Source organism: Methanosarcina sp. Kolksee, from assembly GCF_000969945.1.
GTDB classification, from domain to species: domain Archaea; phylum Halobacteriota; class Methanosarcinia; order Methanosarcinales; family Methanosarcinaceae; genus Methanosarcina; species Methanosarcina vacuolata.
Map to the genome: position 1 here is coordinate 4339767 of NZ_CP009524.1, position 18230 is coordinate 4357996.

The 18230-nt window shown below is 44.7% G+C and carries 14 protein-coding genes; 8 read left to right on the forward strand and 6 right to left on the reverse strand.

The window, feature by feature from the left end:
- Positions 1-88: 88 nt before the first annotated feature.
- The gene (locus tag MSKOL_RS17925; RefSeq protein WP_048123254.1) at positions 89-1000 is read left to right on the forward strand and encodes a nitroreductase family protein; all 912 of its coding nucleotides are present in this window, start codon (positions 89-91) and stop codon (positions 998-1000) included.
- A gap of 43 nt (positions 1001-1043) precedes the next feature.
- Here the strand turns inward: MSKOL_RS17925 and MSKOL_RS17930 are convergent, their stop codons facing one another.
- A complete protein-coding gene (locus MSKOL_RS17930; protein ID WP_048157986.1) occupies positions 1044-2147 on the reverse strand; it encodes a hypothetical protein in 1104 nt (367 codons plus the stop codon).
- 190 nt (positions 2148-2337) lie between these two features.
- Between MSKOL_RS17930 and MSKOL_RS17935 the strand changes: the two genes are divergently transcribed.
- The 7 genes from MSKOL_RS17935 (at position 2338) to MSKOL_RS17965 (ending at position 12918) form a co-directional block, all read left to right on the forward strand.
- Entirely contained in the window at positions 2338-3252 is a 915-nt protein-coding gene (locus tag MSKOL_RS17935) for a restriction endonuclease (RefSeq protein ID WP_048123260.1), read from the forward strand.
- A gap of 559 nt (positions 3253-3811) precedes the next feature.
- Positions 3812-4669 carry a zinc metalloprotease HtpX gene (locus tag MSKOL_RS17940; protein WP_048157987.1) on the forward strand — a complete coding sequence of 286 codons (858 nt, stop codon included), beginning with the start codon at positions 3812-3814 and terminating at the stop codon, positions 4667-4669.
- A 536-nt stretch (positions 4670-5205) separates the two neighbouring features.
- Positions 5206-5859 carry a thymidylate synthase gene (locus MSKOL_RS17945; RefSeq protein WP_048123264.1) on the forward strand — a complete coding sequence of 218 codons (654 nt, stop codon included), beginning with the start codon at positions 5206-5208 and terminating at the stop codon, positions 5857-5859.
- 302 nt (positions 5860-6161) lie between these two features.
- A complete protein-coding gene (aroA, locus tag MSKOL_RS17950; RefSeq protein WP_048157988.1) occupies positions 6162-7454 on the forward strand; it encodes a 3-phosphoshikimate 1-carboxyvinyltransferase in 1293 nt (430 codons plus the stop codon).
- Between the two features lie 391 nt (positions 7455-7845).
- A complete protein-coding gene (locus MSKOL_RS17955) occupies positions 7846-8826 on the forward strand; it encodes a 50S ribosomal protein L11 methyltransferase (RefSeq protein WP_048157989.1) in 981 nt (326 codons plus the stop codon).
- A gap of 544 nt (positions 8827-9370) precedes the next feature.
- The gene (locus MSKOL_RS17960; protein ID WP_048157990.1) at positions 9371-11638 is read left to right on the forward strand and encodes a nitrogenase component 1; all 2268 of its coding nucleotides are present in this window, start codon (positions 9371-9373) and stop codon (positions 11636-11638) included.
- Positions 11635-12918: a nitrogenase component 1 gene (locus tag MSKOL_RS17965; RefSeq protein ID WP_048157991.1), complete on the forward strand. Its 1284-nt coding sequence runs from the start codon at positions 11635-11637 to the stop codon at positions 12916-12918. Before MSKOL_RS17960 ends, MSKOL_RS17965 begins: the two co-directional genes overlap by 4 nt.
- A 200-nt stretch (positions 12919-13118) precedes the next feature.
- Here the strand turns inward: MSKOL_RS17965 and mcrA are convergent, their stop codons facing one another.
- From mcrA to mcrB, 5 genes are read right to left on the reverse strand one after another with little or no spacing between them, the layout of a single operon-like run.
- The gene (mcrA, locus tag MSKOL_RS17970; RefSeq protein ID WP_048157992.1) at positions 13119-14834 is read right to left on the reverse strand and encodes a coenzyme-B sulfoethylthiotransferase subunit alpha; all 1716 of its coding nucleotides are present in this window, start codon (positions 14832-14834) and stop codon (positions 13119-13121) included.
- A gap of 10 nt (positions 14835-14844) precedes the next feature.
- Entirely contained in the window at positions 14845-15591 is a 747-nt protein-coding gene (mcrG, locus tag MSKOL_RS17975; RefSeq protein ID WP_048123272.1) for a coenzyme-B sulfoethylthiotransferase subunit gamma, read from the reverse strand.
- 1 nt (position 15592) lies between these two features.
- Entirely contained in the window at positions 15593-16213 is a 621-nt protein-coding gene (mcrC, locus tag MSKOL_RS17980; protein WP_048124332.1) for a methyl-coenzyme M reductase I operon protein C, read from the reverse strand.
- A gap of 5 nt (positions 16214-16218) precedes the next feature.
- Positions 16219-16734 carry a methyl-coenzyme M reductase operon protein D gene (gene mcrD, locus MSKOL_RS17985; RefSeq protein ID WP_048123274.1) on the reverse strand — a complete coding sequence of 172 codons (516 nt, stop codon included), beginning with the start codon at positions 16732-16734 and terminating at the stop codon, positions 16219-16221.
- 24 nt (positions 16735-16758) lie between these two features.
- Positions 16759-18063 (reverse strand): coenzyme-B sulfoethylthiotransferase subunit beta, encoded by a 1305-nt coding sequence (gene mcrB / locus MSKOL_RS17990; protein WP_048123276.1) that lies wholly within the window; start codon positions 18061-18063, stop codon positions 16759-16761.
- Between the last annotated feature and the right edge of the window lie 167 nt (positions 18064-18230).

Genomic DNA, 18230 nt, shown 5'->3' on the forward strand with positions numbered 1-18230 from the left:
GACATCCAAACCGACGGGAAAAAACTTTCATTTCCAGTCAACTTCATTTAACCAAAGATTTTTATAACCGTTGTTCAGAAAAAAATATATGGCCATCCCTACAGCCAGGTACTCTGAAACCGCAACTGTCAAGATAGATTATGAAAAGTGTAAGGCCTGCGGCCTCTGTGTTAAAGTCTGCAAAGGAGCCCCTCTCTACCTTGAAAATAACAAAGTAAAGATCGACCAAACCCGCTATTTCGGCTGCATCGGCTGTGGGCACTGTGTTGCAGTTTGCCCAACAGGAGCCATTGCGGTTGAAGGAAGAGACATAACCCAGACTTCCTTTATAGATATTCCAGTGGAAGAGACCCGCGCCGGGTACGGAGAACTTATGGCTCTCATGCTTTCCAGGCGCAGCGTCCGGGAATTCGAGGACAGAGGAGTTGAACAGGAAAAAATAGACAAGATCCTGGCAGCAGCAAGCACGGCGCCCATGGGAATTCCACCTTCAGATGTTGAGGTCCTGGTTATAAAAGGAAAAGAAAAAGTAAGGGAATTTTCCGATGACATGTTAAAGCTTATAAAAAGCCAGAAATGGATATTTTCGAAACCCGTACTTCTCCTGATGCGGCCTTTCATGAAGAGAGAAGAGTATGAAGTTGTTGACAAATTCATGTATCCGGCTATTGAAGCCTTTGAAGAAATGAGAAAAGAAAACACTGATTACCTGCTCTATGAAGCACCCCTTGCGATGTACTTCCATGTTTCTCCTTATGCTGATCCCGCAGATCCACTTATCACAGCCACCTATGCAATGCTTGCTGCCGAAACCCTGGGCCTTGGAAGCTGCATGATAGGAACCATTGGTCCAATGCTGAAAAGTGGGGGCAAGGAAGTAAAAGAAAAGTACGGAATCAATATCCGAAACCAACCGGGAATAGTGGTCATTTTCGGTTACCCTGCAGTAAAGTACAGACGCGCTATCCGGAGAAACCTGGCTCAAGTCCATTATTATTAACAAAGAATTTTTTTAAATTGCTATCTGACCTTCTTCCTCAACCTTACAATTTAATATTCTTCAAACTCGCACTCAACTCTCTTATCCTCTCGAATTCATTCTTCACTTCAGCCGAAACCCTGTTAAAAGGACATCCAAAATAGATACAGCGGCAGCACTCATACCTCCAAATCGTTAGCAAGAAAATCGAAATCGAAACCAGGTAAGCACCCAATAAAAACGGTTCTTTCAAAAGCCAGGGAAGCGGAAAGATAATCACGGCCATGAACCCAAGACTCGTAATGGCGAGATCGAATTTTCCTGGAGGATACGGCCTTGGCCTGAAATGTTTCGGCCAACCCCAATTCATCATGCATCTCACTTTTTTCTCACTCATTGCATAGTAAGGGCAATGGGTGCAGAAAAAACGCTGTTCCAGGACATAAAAGTGAAAGAAGACTAAGAAAAGATAGGCAAGTACCCACCCTGTTGAGTAAATACCAATTGCAAGTCCCGCCGAAAATAGAAGAACCAGGGTTACGAAGTACCAGTAGAGAAAGTCCTTAAATTTATGTTTTATTTTAAGGGAAACGCATCTGTTTGAATCTGATACCCGAAATACATTGCCAGAGAGATCAAAATTATCTGAGAGGCCACCTCTCTTTTTAAAATCTTTTTTTATCTCGGCTGGCACCCGATTCACAGGACACTCAAAGTTAATGCATCTTACACATTCATACCGATGGGCTGTCAGAAAAAACAGTATCCAGGCAACAATATAAGCTCCCAGAAGTAGAGGGTCACTAATAAGCCAGTAAACCGGAAAAAGAAACACGGACAAAGCCCCAAGAACAGTAATAATCTTTTCAAAAAGGCTGTGAGGTCCGGGACGATCTTTAAAAAGTTTTGGTACTCCAGGAAGCATCATGCACTTTACGCAGCCTTTGCTCCGGATATAGTAAAAACAATGAGTACATGCGAACCGGAGTTCGATAACCAGGAAGAAAAAAAGGGCTATTCCTATGTAAACCGCTACCCACTTGAGCGAATCTCTGCCGATCCCTATTGAACCGATCAGAAAAGGTATCACGTTTAAGAAATTCCAGTAGAGACGGTCTTTAATAGAATGTTCCGTTTTGAGAGGAAGCATGATGCCTGAAGAGGACATGAAGAGTTTTTGGGAAAGGAAAAGGTATAAAGGTTTGGATTTTACGGTGTTTTACTGGAAAGCGGTCTTTTGAGGAGGAGCAATTTCTGAAATCGAATCAGGGCCACGTAAATAGATACAAAATAATAAACTATAAAAAGATACATACTCAAAGTTCTAAGTAGGACTAACATATTTTTTGAGTGATCTAATGGCAGTTCCAGATTATCAATCCTTAATGCTTCCTCTGCTTAAATATGCAGGAGATGGAGAAGAGCATAAAATTCGCAATGCTATTGAGCATCTTGCAGAAGAGTTAAGATTAAGCGAAGAAGAAAGAAGAGAACTTTTGCCAAGTGGCCAGCAAGCTGTATTTAATAACCGTATTGGATGGGCACGTACTTACCTGAAAAAAGCTGGTTTGCTTGCTTCGGGAAGAAAAGGATATTTTTCTATTACCCAGAGAGGACTGAATGTCCTTAAAGATAATCCTGCATATATTGATGTTAATTTTTTAACTCGATACAAAGAATTTAACGAGTTTCGTCGAGGAAAACAAGTCGAGAATATTGAGTTAGGCAAAGCCCAAAATAAAACTGAGCAATTAGACCCATGGGAATCTCTTGAACTCTCATACCAACAACTTCACAATGAGCTTGTCTTAGAAATACTCTCGGCAGTAAAGAAGTGTTCTCCCACTTTCTTTGAATCTACAGTAATCGATGTCCTGACAAAAATGGGATATGGAGGTTCAAGAGCAGATGCAGGAAAAGCAGTCGGTAGAAGCCACGACGGTGGGATCGATGGAATCATAAAGGAAGATAGGCTTGGACTTGATGTAATTTATATTCAGGCAAAACGCTGGGAAGGCACTGTCCCAAGACCTGAAATCCAGAAATTTGCAGGCGCTCTGATAGGAAAGAAAGCAAAGAAAGGAGTCTTTATAACAACCTCTACTTTTTCAAGAGAAGCTCTTGAATATGCCAATTTCACAGGGAACATTGTATTGATTGATGGAGAAACGCTTGCAAGACTAATGATTGAGTATGATGTGGGAGTTTCAAAAGTAAAATCTTATGATGTTAAAAAGATTGACACGGATTATTTTGATGACGGATTAACGTAACTATATTTTTATTTTTTTCTTTGTTTACTGAATGAGTCCGTCCCAAAACTAATTTTACCCTCAAATAAATAAAGTTTCAAAACTATTTTTGTGATGAAAAAACAATTGATTATTTTGAATATGGGATTCAAAGAAATAATTTTGAGTTTTGGAAACAGTTCTTCAATAGATACATATACTTGAAGTCACAATAATAGTTTGATTTCAAACTAAATATTTGAAACATGCAAATGTAAATATATCAAAAAAGAGATATTAGTTATTGATGTAAGCTTTGAGAGGGGGAGATTCCAGAGGAAAATATAATTTCTTGAATGAGATTTCCCAATTTGAAGATAAAGTTGCCTTTTAAGAGAATTTTAAATTGATTCAGGATAAATAAGGAAATCGAAATAACACAAATGTGATAACCTGCGCTTGCAGGAGAATAAATATATATCTATATTCAGGTGATATAAAACTGATTCTAATCTGCTTAATTTATAAAAATAAGTTCAGAAACAAGAATCAAAGACCGAAAACCCAGACATTAGCCTGGGAGGACGTCGTGTGAGAAGTCATGAAGAACATGCTTAGAACTACAATTTTGCTTGCCGCCCTTACAGGTCTCCTGGTTCTGATAGGAAGCCACTGGGGTACAGGCGGAATGATTATTGCGTTCCTGTTTGCAATAATTATGAATCTTGGAAGTTACTGGTACAGCGACAAAATAGTACTCAAAATGTACAGGGCAAAGGAAGTTTCACCTGCGGAAGCTCCAAACCTGCACAAGATCGTCGATGGACTGGCCATGAAAGCAGGAATCCCAAAGCCTAAAGTGTATATCGTAGAGTCCGGAATGCCAAACGCCTTTGCAACCGGGAGAAACCCAGAGCATGCGGCTGTGGCTGCTACAACCGGAATTCTTCATCTACTCTCTTATGAAGAAATGGAAGGTGTGCTGGCACACGAGCTTGCACATGTGAAGAACAGGGATACCCTGATAAGTGCTATAGCTGCAACCCTTGCAGGTGTTGTCACAATGCTTGCCCACTGGGCACAGATAGCTGCAATTTTCGGTGGCTTGGGCGGCAGGGATGATGACAACGGAGGAATCATAGGCCTCATTGTAATGATCTTTGTAGCGCCTATTGCTGCAACTTTGATTCAGCTTGCAATCTCAAGGTCAAGAGAATATGCAGCCGATGCGGAAGGAGCCAGCATATCCAGAAAACCCTGGGCTCTTGCCAGTGCCCTTGAAAAACTCGAATATGGGAACTCTCACTACAGTCCGAGAGTTTCAGACGTGCAGGCACAAGAAAGCAGCGCCCATATGTTTATTGTCAATCCATTAAAAGGAGGAGCAATTCAGTCTCTCTTTAGCACTCACCCAGCAACCGATGAAAGGGTAAGGCGTCTTAAGGCGATGAGGTTCTGAGAATATTTCTCAGACCTTTATTTTTTAATTCTTTTATTCATACTTTTTTTATTTAGTTTTCCAGGTTTTTCATCTTGATCCTTTTATCCAGATTTTGTTTTATCCGGATTTTAATTCAGTTTATATCCAACTGCTTATTTTTCATTAGATTTTATTTACTCTCCTTTCCATATTTTTTGTCCGAAATTTCCATGTTCTTTATTTGCCTGTAATTTCCATGTCCTTTATTTACCCGGAATTTCCATATCCTTTTTTGCCCGGAATTTTTTTAAATCTGGTATGATATATGCTATCAATATACACAGTGAGAATTTGAATTAGATCTTAGAGAAAGCACTTATAAAAGAAAGTGGTGAATAAAGAAAAAAGAATAAATAACTACCTATGTAGAATATTGTGCCATATTTAGCTATGGGAAAATGTTGTCCGAAAAATCCCAAAAATTAGAGACATTGATCAAAGTGCTGGATTTGAGATATTTCGGATCAGGATATCAATTGTGCACACCCTATTCTGATTTTATCGGGGAATTTTCAATGGAAGACAGATTCGAAATTGGCAGGATTATCAGAGCAAAAACTATCTCTGACGCATGGTACCGCGGGCTTAACATCATCCAGAATCACGGACAGGTTATTACGGATGAAAGAGGAAGCCAGATCAGGGAATTTATGGATTTGATGATCATAATTGAAGATCCCTACACTGACAGAATCCCGCATGAGACTGCCTGGAATGAAGAAAGGCTTGAAGAGTATGCAAAACAACTGATCTCAGGAGAAAATACACAGGACTTTGAATACACATACGGGCAGCGCCTTAGGAACTGGCATGGAAAAGTAGATCAAATAGATTATGTGATCGAAAAGCTACAGCAAAATCCTACTTCCAGACGAGCAATCGCAGTTACCTGGATTCCTCCTGTAGATACAAAAGTTAATGAAGTTCCCTGCATGATGCTCGACGACTTTAAAATAAGAGATGGAAAGATACACCTCACAACTCTCTTCAGAAGCCACGACTTTGGGGGAGCCTATCCGGCAAACCTTTACGGGCTCTCGAAACTCCTGGAGTACGTGGCTGATAGGGTAGGAACAAAACCCGGAACGATCACAACTATCAGCATCTCAGCACATATCTATGATCATGACTGGGATATGGCAGAAAATATCGTAAAAGGGGTTAACTGAGTTCTAAATTGAGCTTTAAACTAAGTTTTAAATTGAGCTTTAAACTAAGTTTTAAATTGAACTCTAAACTGAGTTCTAAATTGAACTTTAAACTGAGTTCTAAATTGAACTTTAAACTAAGTTTTAAATTGAGTTCTAAACTGAGTTTTAAATTGAGTTCTAAACCGCCTTTAAATCATATTCAAAATATTCAATTCTGTTCAAGTTATTAGCAGCGTTGTAAAAAGGTTATTCAGAAGCTAGAAGTAAGCACCTGAATCTCATGAAAAAACCAAATAAGAAATAGAAGAGATCTGGTACATATGCGTGTTTCTATTGACAAATCCTCGATCAAAGGGGAAGTCTTTGCCCCACCTTCAAAGAGCTACACTCACAGGGCTGTAACCCTGGCAGCTCTTTCAAAAGAATCAACCGTCAGGCGTCCCCTGATTTCGGCCGATACACTTGCCACAGTCCGGGCTTCCGAGATGTTTGGGGCCTCAGTTGAGAGGGAAGAAGACAGGCTTATTATCCACGGAATTAATGGGAAACCCAATGTCCCGGATGATGTAATTAATGCTGCAAATTCAGGGACAACTCTTCGCTTTATGACCGCAGTAGCAGCACTTACTGATGGAATTACAGTGCTAACCGGAGACGCCTCCCTTCGTACCCGGCCAAACGGCCCTCTTCTTGAAGTTCTTAATCAATTGGGAGTAAAAGCCTGTTCCACTCGAGGAAACGAGAGAGCTCCACTTGTCGTAAAAGGCGGACTTAAAGGACAGGATGCGAGCATTGACGGCTCTATCAGTTCCCAGTTTATCTCAGCCCTTCTAATAACCTGCCCGCTTGCCGAAAACAGTACCACCCTTTATATTACAGGAAAACTTAAGTCCAGACCTTATGTGGATGTAACCCTTGAAATGCTTGAACTGGCAGGCATTAAAGTTCATGTCGATGACAGTAATGGCACCAGATTCATAATCCCGGGAAAACAGAAGTATGACTTCAAAGATTATACTGTTCCCGGCGACTTTTCCTCTGCATCCTACCTCCTTGCAGCCGCAGCTATGACGAGTGAGTCTGAGGTTACAGTCAAGAACCTCTTTCCCTCAAAACAGGGGGATAAGGTAATCATTGAAATCCTGAGACAGATGGGAGCAGATATTACCTGGGATAAAGAAGCAGGCAATGTGACCGTCAGAGGAGGAAGACAATTAAAAGCTATAACTTTTGATGCCGGAGCAACTCCTGACCTTGTCCCTACAGTTGCTGTTCTGGCTGCAGTTGCCGAAGGAACTAGCAGGATTGTAAATGCCGAACATGTCCGATATAAGGAAACGGACCGCCTGCGAGCCCTCGCAACCGAACTTCCGAAGCTAGGGGTAGACCTTAAAGAGGAAAGAGACAGCCTGACCATTACCGGCGGAAAACTGCGTGGAGCATCAGTGCATGGCTGGGATGACCACAGAATAGTTATGGCTCTTTCAATAGCAGGAATAGTTGCAGGAAATACAACAGTTGACACAACAGAGTCTGTATCGATTTCTTACCCGGACTTCTTTAAAGATATGTGCAGCCTTGGAGCAAAAATGGAGGAAGTCTCGGAAGAATAAGTTGCAAGTACAGATTTCTAAGTGCGGATTAGCAGATTAGAAGAATATTAAATGAAGACCAGATGCAGATTTAATATGAGTTTGATAACCTATTGTTAAAGGTATCCTCATATTTTCAATGTTTTTCTTGTTAATGTTTTCTTGTTAATGTTTTCTTGTTAATGTTTTTTTGATGTTTTTTTGTTAATGTTTTCTTGTTAATGTTTTTTTACTGTTTTTACTGTTTTTACTGTTTTTACTGTTTTTTTGTAATGTTTTCTTGCAATGTTTTCTTTTTTGATAACCTCCGAGAGGTCAAAAAATTAGTTATTTTCTAAGTGAATCTGAAATGAAATACAGAATTGATAAAAAATAACATAGTACTTATACAAAATATTCTATATTTTAGTATATGGAAATGAGGTGTAGGTGTGGAGATAGATGCATAAAGCCTATTTCGGAAGCGCTAAAAGACATTGAATTATTCTACAAACCATGCAAAGATTGCAAAACCGAAAAAATAAAGAAATTCTCGCCTCTAGCAGAACAGATTAATTTAGATGAAATAGATAACTATTTTGGAAGTTGTAAATGCGGGAAGAGGCAACTTGATATTGTAATGGCTCACGTGCTAAAAATAATGATCGATGAAGGAATAAAAGATAAAAAAGCCAATTTAAGGAACTCATGTGTTCCTCTTGTGACTCCTGGCTATCCAAATGATACTGTTCCCTATTTGCCTAAGGGTTGTTTAGTAATATTATCTAATGAAGTGGATAAAAAATGTGCTGAAAGAATTATAAAGGAAGTTGAGGAAGTTAGAGGGGTTTTAAAGGGAGATATAAGAAAAACTGTGGGCGTAAAAGATTCTGATTCTAACCCTCATGTATATGAACTTCTTGCCGGATGCGATCTGAGATGTGATATTGTACAGACTCCTTACGGTGCTTTAGGAACATACAAATATCAGCGTGAAATTCACATAGAGTTCCCACAGATAAAATCACCCAAAATAGAGATACTTGAAAAAGCTTTGAAAGATTATGATAAGCCTAATGTTCTTGATTGTACATGTGGCCCTGGTACTTTAGGAATCGCATGCCTTAAAGCAGGTGCACGAAAGGTTGTTTTTAATGATATATGGAACCCTGCAATAGAAACTACTTTGGTTAATTTAGAAGCTAATGGATTTCCAGTCAAACTTTCAGGCAGTGAAGGTGAATTAATAGCATCTGGAGACAAGTTTGAAGTTTATAGTATGGACGTAAGAGAATTAGCGAATTATTTAGATAAAAAATTTGATATTTGTATTATAGATACATTTCCTGGTGTGGATACAAAGGAATTTGTTGAAGCTGCGGGCAAATTAGGCAAAAAAGTTGTCGTGATTTGAAAAAGAATTATATCTCCTTTAATTTACATTTCGACCCCCTCCAAAAAAACACAACTTGATTTTTTATTCACACAGTTTACTACTAATTTTGCTCTTGCTTCCATATTAATTACATATACTTCTCTATTTCTCTTTATATATGACTAAATTTTTAATTTATTTTCCAAATTTAAACTGTTTTTTTGAACATTGTGGAATTCAAGTTAAAATCATTGATTTTGTTGAGCATGTGCTCACATCTGGTTTAATAAGTTTAGCCAGTTGTTACAAAAATCACCTTATTTTTGAGAGGGGGGTCGAAATGTAAACTTTAACTGAATTTGAAGCGATAACGCAGACATACCCCCGTTGCTTGTAGCGAAAACACCAGCACAACTTTGATTATATACCAGTAAGTGATAATTCCGGCATGATTACCAAACATATCATTAATTACATACTAATAAGTGATAATTCAGGTATGACCGCCAAAACAGGGAAAACAATTTCTCTTTTCCCATGTTTTTGCTCTTTTAAGTTCAGGAAGTCATAAGGAGGAAAAAAAGTGATCCAGATTGCCCTCTATGGGAAGGGAGGCATAGGCAAGTCCACGGTTTCTGCAAACCTCTCGGCTGCCCTTGCCAATTTGAAAAAGCGGGTTCTGCAGGTCGGCTGCGACCCTAAACATGATTCCACCCGCCTGCTTCTCGGAGGGGCTGGCATACCCACAGTGCTGGACTATATGCGCGAAACTCCTTTGGAAGCGCAGCAGCTTGAAGCTCTGGTCTTTGAAGGCTACGGAGGTACTGCCTGCGTGGAAGCAGGGGGCCCAAAACCCGGGATTGGCTGTGCGGGTCGGGGGATCCTGAGCAGTTTTGAGGTCTTAAAACGCCTGGGGCTCAGGGCTTCTTCCTTTGACGTCGTCCTCTATGACGTGCTCGGGGACGTGGTCTGCGGCGGGTTTGCAGTTCCCCTCAGGAAAGAATATGCTGATGCGGTTTTTCTGGTGACCTCCGGGGAATATATGGCCCTGTATGCAGCTAACAACATCCTCCGGGGGATCAGGAATTTTGAGGATGCAGCCCCCAGGGTTGCAGGCATCATCTTCAACAGGCGAGGGCTTTTTGCTGAAGAAGAAAGGGTCTTTGCCTTTGCCCGGGCGGTAGGGCTGCCTGTGCTTGCCTCCATCCCCAGGGATGAAGTCTTTTCTCAGGCTGAAAAAGCCGGAAAAAACCTGGCCGAAGTTTTCCCTGACTCTGCTCCTGCAGGTATATTCAGGGAGCTGGCCGCGTATGTTGAAACCCTGGAAAAAGACCGGAGCTTGCTTCACCCTGCCAACCCCCTCGGTGACCTTGAGCTTGAAGCCCTGGTGCTGGGAAAAAGAGAACCTGCCTGCATAAAGCCATTCGGCACGGGTCCTGTACCCGATGAAAAAACCGGTACAGAGCCTTATTCCCTCGGCCAGGGAAACGTACGTTCCACAGAAACCCCCTCCGGAATTCCCGAAACAAAGTCTACAGGAACTCCCGAAGAAGTGTCTACACAGTCCCCTAATGCCCTTCCCTCCAGGCCACCCCTTTACGGCTGTTCTTTTTCAGGGGCTGTAACTGCGACTTTTCAGGTTAATGATGCCGCCACGGTCCTGCACGGGCCGAGGAGCTGCACCCATATCACAACCGATGCCCTTGCCTGCTCGTTTTTAAGGGGAGGGGGAATAAATGCAGGTGAGGTAAAGCAGATCCCTGGACTCCTGACGACAGATATGGAGGAGAAAGATGTAATATTTGGGGGACTTGAAAAGCTTGAGAGTAAAATCGAAGAAGCCCTTTCAGCAGGCTGGAAAACGGTCTTTGTGGTGAACACCTGTCCAGGAGGGATCATAGGAGACGACATAAAGGAGGCAACTTCAAGAGCCAGAGTCCGTTTTCCCGGAGCAAGGGTCATCCCGGTCCCTGTGGAAGGGGTACTTACGGGAGACTTTTCTACCGGGCTACTTGAGGGCTACAAACGGGTTGCTGACCTGATTGACCCTTCCGTAAAGCCCAAAAAAGGCCTGGTCAATATTATTGGAGAAAGGAGTTTTTCCCTGCGGGAAGAGGAACACTTCCATACGATAGAAGGGCTGCTCAAAAGGATGGGGTACAGGGTCAACTGCAGGTTTTTAAAAAGGGCAGACACCATTTCCATTCGCTCTTTTAAAAAAGCGGAAATCAACCTGATAGCCTGCGAAGACCCCGAGACCAGGGACTTGCAGGCATACCTTTCCGGGCGTTTCGGGCTTGAATTTTTTGAGCTTCCCTTTCCTGTGGGTTTCCGGGAAAGTTCCCTCTGGGTAAAAGCCCTGGCAGCACGCCTGCTTCCTGGAAAGGATCTCTCTTCCCTGCTGCAGGAACAGGAAGAGGTGTACAAAGCAGGGATTAGGAAATATACCTCTCATCTCTCGGGAAAGAGCGTACTCCTAGTGAGCTACACCGAGGATATCGGCTGGATACTGGACACGATCCGCGAGCTGGGAATGGAAATAGTCAAGGTTGGGGTTTCGCCCTCGTTTTTTGGAAAGGAAAACTTGGAAATCCTGTCCTGCGAAGACTTCCCGGTTGAGAGGAACTATACGGATGAAAAGAGGGCAAGGGATGTCAGGAGCCTTATGCCGGACCTGGTCCTTTCGAATTATGCCCCTTCGGTCCCCGAAGACGGAGTACATTACGATACTATCCCCTTCTCCCCTCAGGTAGGGTTCCTGAGCGGGCTTGAACTTGCAAAACGCTGGAGTACACTTCTCAGGCTGCCAGTTGTGGAGGGGTGGAAGTACGATGGAGGTGATGAAAGTTGATTTTTTCCCCTGACGCTTTTACGGGTTCTATCCTAGCGGTCGAAGGGATCAGGGACGCGGCCGTGATCCTGAACGGACCTACAGGCTGTAAGTTATACCACAGTTTTCTCTCGGACAGGCAGTTTCCCAGGGAAAGTTCCCATGACCCCCTGGCGTTCCAGGACGAGTTCTATTTCGGGCAACCCAGGATTCCCTGCACCTGCCTGGACGGGGAAGACTACATCCGGGGTTCACTTGAAAAGTTCGAAAGGGCGCTTGCAGCAATAGCCGCAAAAGAAAAAGGCTTGCTTATGGTGATTAATTCCCCCGGAGCAAGCCTTGTGGGAGACGACCTGGAAAGTGTAATCAAAAAGGCGGGGATGCAGGACCGCTGTTTTGTGGTGGAAAACCCGGGTTTTTCCCTTCCTGCAGCTCGGGGTTTTGAAAATGTTGCCCTTGCCCTGCTCGAACACCTGAAAATCCAGTCCTCCCATTGCCCGGGCTCCCCGAAAAAAGTGAACTTGATAGGGCTTTCCCTGCTCCACAAGTACTGGGAAGGATCAGTTGCAGAAATGAAACGGCTCCTTGCTTTCCTGGGCCTGGAAGTCGGAGCCATTTTCCTTGCCGGAACTTCCCTCGAAGAAATCCGGGAGTCAGGCGATGCAGCCTGTAATATCGTCCTTTTCCCCGAATACGGTAGAAGGATTGCGGAATGGTACAAACAACGCTTCGGAACCCCTGCCGTATTTTCTTCACTTGGGGCTCCCATCGGGTTTGATGCGAATGAAAGCCTGCTGAGGGAAGTTGCAGCTGTCCTGAATATCGATCCCACACCGGCCCTTGCAGAAGTCCGGAAAGCCAGGCAGGCCAGTTACCGACAGATTTCGCGCTTCCATTCATTCTCAGGGCTTCCCAAAGGAGCCAGTTTTTCAATCCGGGCTGAAAGCTCCCTTGCCTTCCCCCTTACACACTGGCTTTACTCCTACCTCGGTATGGCCCCCCTTGCAGTAAAACTGCTCCCCGGAAGCGACCCCGAAGCAGCAGAATCTCTCCGGGCTTTTCTGGAGGCAAAGGGCTTTTGTGAAGTCTGGGACAGGGACCCTTCCCTTGAATCGGCTGATATTGCCTTTGCTAACGGCCCTACCCTTCAGCTTTTAAAAGCAAAAGGCTGCTGCAAAGCCGGCATCGAAATCACCCTTCCGGAAGAAGGATACATCCACTTTCTCCCGAAAACATATCTGGGAGTTTCAGGTGCACTTCTCCTCCTGGAAGAAATCATTAACGGACTGCGCTCCACCTGAACATCCATGTATGGAGGGCAGGAAAGAGGAGAAAAGAAAGCGATTGAGGTGCCGGAGAAAATAACATTTGAAGCAATGGGACTTTTCAGATAGTCTCTAAGTTCTTTCTGGAATAACCGCACGAGAAATGAGTATGGAAAAAAGAGAGAAAAAGTAGGCCAGAAGGCCTACTCTGTTTTAAATTGTTGAATTTATTGAGTTTATTTTGCTGCTGGAATGACGAGGGATCTCTCACCGGCAGGCACGAACTCTCTGATTGCACCGCGGCCGAACTCTCTCCTGGGCTCTGCAAAGTTGAAGGGCATGAGGTCGTCAGCGAAGCAGACCTTGATGAGTGGGTTGACGGTGAATGCGTCTCCACGGCCTGAGTGGGCTGCCTGAGCGATACCTGCGTATCCACCCTGGTGACCGACGTTCATTGCATAGTTGGGGTAGTTTGGACCACGGAGTTCGTCTGGGAGACCTTCGTCGCCCTGGTAGGACAGAACGTTTGTGGCACCACACTGGTCCTGCAGGTCGTATCCGAAGAATCCGAGTCTGCCCCATGCTTCCTTGTGCAGGTACATGGAAAGGTACCAGCCGGAGAGACCAGCGTTGGCGTTTGCAGTACCGAGGGCACATGCAACACCGGCTGCAGCTGCGAGCACAGTTGCTCTCTGGGAACCACCGAAGTGGTCTTCAAGGGCAGTTGGGAACTTCTCGTAGGTCTCGATACCGTAGAGTGTGGACTCGGTTGCGATGTCCTTTACAACGTCGAGGCTTGCCTTTACCTTGTTGTCCTTGCCGACATTTGCAGCACCGTTGTACTTGTCGTTGATGTAGTCAACGTCGTAGTACACGTTGTTGTCGAGGATATCATCGGTGTATGCAGCTGTTGCATACTGTGTGAATCCGACACCACCGGACATGTAAGATCCGAGCCAGATCTGGTCGTAGAGCATACAGCCTGCACCGACGACTTCAAGAGCGATCTTTGCTGGGTCCTGGGAGGTGCGGCTTGTCTGGACGATGTCTGACAGGTGACCGAAGGAAAGTCCACCGGGCTCGTTAGGTCCACGTGCACGCCTTGCTGGGAGCATTTCACCCATGGAGACCAGAGCTGCGTGCTTTGCAGCGAAGGACAGGTCAGCGACGGCTGCTTCACCGGCACACATTGCGTATGCGGAGATGAAAGACATACCGATCTGCATGGCTGCCCACCTGGAGGTCTGAGCACCGTCTGTTGTTCTGGAGACAATTGTTGGGATGTGGATTGCCTGCCAGGAAGTCTTGCCGATGGAGGCCTTAATCTGGGCTGCCTGTTCTTCTGAGAATTCCTTGTTGATGTCAATAAGGAACTGCTTGTCGATTTCGTCTGCAAGGGCGTCGTCGCCTGTGAAGACTTTCACGTAACAGTCGTCAACAAGGGCAGGGTGGGTTTCAACCATCATTTCCTGAACCACTGCTGCACCGGGCATGGCGTGGTTAAGGACTTCAAGGTAGTGGTTGATGGTTTCAGGAGTGACTTCCTTACCCAGCCTCTTCTCGAGGGTCTCGTGAGCCATGTCAAGACCGACAATACAGGTCCTTCTGATGTCATCCCACATCTGCTGCATTGCAGCGTTGTTTACGTAGTGGAGGTCATCAGGTTCACAAACAATATCAGTGCCAGAAATGACGTAAGGAGTAATTGCACGCTGACCAAGGGGAGCACCGGAGTGCATCATTGGGTTGTAGAATGCAATACCTCTCTTCTCAGCAATTTCTTTACCGGCTTTAATCATTTCGACTTTTCTGGGGTCCTGCTCAGGGCCTAACCTCAGGAACTTTTTAGTCTTGCCGGTGATGTCGACACCTGTCTGCTTGTTTGAACCAAATTCCTGTGCGAACTTGACTTCCATTGAATTTTTAAATTTTGAGAAAATGTCTGCTGCCATTGTGGTCACCTCATTTCGGCTGGAAACCGAATTTTGTCCTCTGATCGAATATCCTGTGTACCCATTCAACGACTTCTGCATCGTCCCTGAAGGCTACATTGTCCACACGGTAAATGGTGGTTCTCTTTGCGGCTTCTTCGCTGGACATGGGCTTGCCGAGGTCTACTTTCCTGTCGAGTGGAATTGCAACCTGGTCCTTGTCCATGATGATGGTGCCGTTTTCAAGTCTTCTCCTGTCGAGCATGTCGAACATTACACCGTCTTCCTGGAGACGGACAGAGTGACCGTGCACAGTTGCACCACGCACACCTGCGAGTGCATGGTCAGTGATTTCGGTTTCCATCTGAACCTTTGCGCACTGTTCCATATCTCTTTCACGGGCTTCAACGATCTGACGACCGGAAAGGGTACCTGGGTCTACACCTCTGAAGTTGATTGCTGCAAAATAGGATCTGAAATATGGGGTTGCAGGCGCGTTGTACATTGAGTCAGCAAACTGAATGTACCTTACTCTGTCTCCTGCTGCTGCACCGGGTGTAGCTGCAACATTTTCACGGGTCGAGCATGCAGGCTCTCCCATCTCTGCAAGTGGTGGGTGGGTGCTTGGATAGTCGCTTCCTGGGGCGCGGTGCCCGAGAACTGCAGTTAAGTCTTCGTCTGAAATTTCCCTGAGTTTCTCAAGTTTTCCAGACATGTGTTTTCTTCTGTTAGCGGCAACTGATGTTGCGCCTGGATAAAATTGTCTTTCGTAAGCCATCTCATGCAACTCCTTTATGATCTTCTAACTGGTCTAATGTAGTCTTGACGTATTTAATGATAAGATTTAGCTTGTCCCTGGGACAGGAATCACCGCGTGTAACTCCACTCACCATATCCATCACAATTCCTTTTGTAAGAATATTTTCATCCCTTGGCATTACTAATCTCGTCTTTATCCCTGCCTCTGCAAAATCCTCAAAATCTACCGGGATCTGGCTGACTACAATCGCCGGAATATTAGCCTGACTCAGGATTTCCCTGGTCTTTCTAACCACATGATCCTTGATATTTCCGAGGTGAATCACGGCCAGCTTGTGCATTTCAATCTGTGCTACTTCTACTGGACTCAGTACAAAAGATCCGGTTCTCATACCTGATTCAGGGATTCCGGAGCCTGAGTAGAGTACCAGCACACTGACCTGAATGTTTTCTTTCCTCATTCCATATGTGATCTCACATACCGGTTTTGTGATATGCCTCTGGCCGGGACTCATGGCAATAGCTACAACCTCAGCACGGCCGGCTTCTGAGAGAGTGCCTCGTTGGGCAAGTCCTCCTCCTCTGCCAAGTCCCGCACCGCATCGGCAGTCAACTACCTGTGTTTCCCGATCGATCATCATATTTTTCACTCATCTTTGTCCTTTATCTCTTCTTGCTCCTTTTGTTTCTCGATAAAGATGAGCTGATCTATCTTAGTTCTAGGATCTACCATACCAAGCAACCTAGGGTCTGCTTCAGGACCAAGTTTGGCATAGTCAGTTACAGTAGGCTTTTTCCTGAGGAAATGTCCTTCCCTGAATTCAAAGGGGAACGGAAGCAATTTTTCGCACACTTCCCTTATCTGTTCTTTAGCTTCGGCGCTTGAAAGTTCAACCCTGATCCTGCCTACACAGATCTTCAATTCAATAACCTGATCTCCAATCTGAATAGGCTTTCTCAGTGGATGTTCTACTTTTTCCCCAGTACCGGGACCGGCAGACACCTTATCGGGTAGTCTGTTTCCCTGCACCATGACGCGAATTACTCCGTCCACCTTGTAGATTTCAGCAATGAGATTCTGAGCTGTTTCAGGGGACAGGATTCTACTGGGAAAAATTTCGATTTGAATAGAATCTTCCGTATTTGAAGCAGAGTCTGACATCTTTAGACCTTTTGAATTATATGTTTAGAGCACTCCTGCAACTGCCTTAATTGGCTCGCGGAATTCTGGTATTGCACCAAACACGTCACCTATCAGGCCGGATGTTGATTCGATTGTGAACATCTGGGTACCTGCATCAAGAGCTACTGCTGCGCATACACAGGGGATTGCGAACCCTCTGGAGTGTCTGGTAACGACGTGGTTACCGTTGAAGACACCAGGCCCACCGCCACCATAGATGGAGTGACTGAAGAATGAGAACCCTACCGCGGTACCTTCTACTTTACCGTAGTCGCATCCTGGAAGACCAGTTTCCTTCTCAAGGATATCGTTGAAGTAGAGAAGTGTTGAGGAAACGTTCTGAGCTGCACGGCCTGCACCACAGTTCACGAGGGTGGCTGCAAGGGTACCAACTGCTGCACAGGCATTCCACTTTGGAACGTCGTTTGCTTTATAGAAGTTGTATCCAGAAGGAGCGGTCTTGTCAACTGAGATAATACCAGCTTCAATTGCCCTGCGGACAACAGATTCGATAACGGTTCCAATGGTTCCGTCCTTACCGTTTTCCTTTACAATTTCATATAAGAGGTTGTTGGCGTTGAGACCCTGGTATGCAAGACCGAGGAGCTGATGCCTCTCGAACATACCGACTGCTCCACCCATCTCGAAGATACCAGACTGCTCGTAGATGGAAGAGAGAGCGGATGCGTTCATTGCATTCCTGTTGGAGATTGCTGCAACGTGGTTGGCCATAATGTTCCTGAGGGAGAAGCCAAGACCTTCATTGTTCTGGGGGATGCTGAGAATACCCTGAACCTGACCGCCCATGAGATCCATTGTCTGTGGGTAGCTTCCCCAGACAGCTGATTTTACGATAGGAGCATCATAAGGATCAGTTCCAAACATGTCCATAATAGTCTGAGTGACTGCTGCTGCACCAACTGTTGTTGCGGACATGAAGTCGGCACCTGCAATAATCCTGGATTTTGGGGACTGGATCAGGAGGCTCTTTCCGCCTTTGACTTTAATGACATTGGTATCGTCGCCTTCATCGACCTGGACGAGTTTTTTAACATTTTCTGCAATTGCATCAGCATTGCCTACAATGTCATAGTTAAGTCCGCGGCCTAAGATCTGACGGCCCTTTCCGCCCATCTTGCCGCTGGCAAGTGCACCCTGAATACCTGCGAGGTTGACTGCAACTGACCTCTTAGTGTCCATGATGATCGATTGAATTGCTGCGTTTCTTGTTGGAGCAAGGGACATAATGTCGACATTGCTCTCGAGCAGTTTTCCTCTGTCGTCGTAGATGTCTACTGTGTCAGACACTTTAATTTCCTCCTTAATTTATTAAAATCATTTTGGGATTGGTCACCTATTCGAGTGCTTTTGCACTCAATAAATCAAGTACCGCTTTGTTTTTAAGTGTCCACTATTCCCAATGAAATCTCATTCGTTTAGAAGGTACTTAAATCTTTTGTGTTCTCCGATAAATT

What these genes read in the sequence shown, in the direction of transcription:
- MSKOL_RS17945 (WP_048123264.1), top strand. Translation starts at nt 5,206, where the DNA reads ATGGAAGACAGATTCGAAATTGGCAGGATTATCAGAGCAAAAACTATC.
- MSKOL_RS17955 (WP_048157989.1), top strand. Translation starts at nt 7,846, where the DNA reads ATGGAAATGAGGTGTAGGTGTGGAGATAGATGCATAAAGCCTATTTCG.
- mcrC (WP_048124332.1), bottom strand. Translation starts at nt 16,213, where the DNA reads ATGATGATCGATCGGGAAACACAGGTAGTTGACTGCCGATGCGGTGCG.
- mcrD (WP_048123274.1), bottom strand. Translation starts at nt 16,734, where the DNA reads ATGTCAGACTCTGCTTCAAATACGGAAGATTCTATTCAAATCGAAATT.
- MSKOL_RS17925 (WP_048123254.1), top strand. Translation starts at nt 89, where the DNA reads ATGGCCATCCCTACAGCCAGGTACTCTGAAACCGCAACTGTCAAGATA.
- mcrG (WP_048123272.1), bottom strand. Translation starts at nt 15,591, where the DNA reads ATGGCTTACGAAAGACAATTTTATCCAGGCGCAACATCAGTTGCCGCT.
- MSKOL_RS17940 (WP_048157987.1), top strand. Translation starts at nt 3,812, where the DNA reads ATGAAGAACATGCTTAGAACTACAATTTTGCTTGCCGCCCTTACAGGT.
- aroA (WP_048157988.1), top strand. Translation starts at nt 6,162, where the DNA reads ATGCGTGTTTCTATTGACAAATCCTCGATCAAAGGGGAAGTCTTTGCC.
- MSKOL_RS17930 (WP_048157986.1), bottom strand. Translation starts at nt 2,147, where the DNA reads ATGTCCTCTTCAGGCATCATGCTTCCTCTCAAAACGGAACATTCTATT.
- mcrA (WP_048157992.1), bottom strand. Translation starts at nt 14,834, where the DNA reads ATGGCAGCAGACATTTTCTCAAAATTTAAAAATTCAATGGAAGTCAAG.
- MSKOL_RS17935 (WP_048123260.1), top strand. Translation starts at nt 2,338, where the DNA reads ATGGCAGTTCCAGATTATCAATCCTTAATGCTTCCTCTGCTTAAATAT.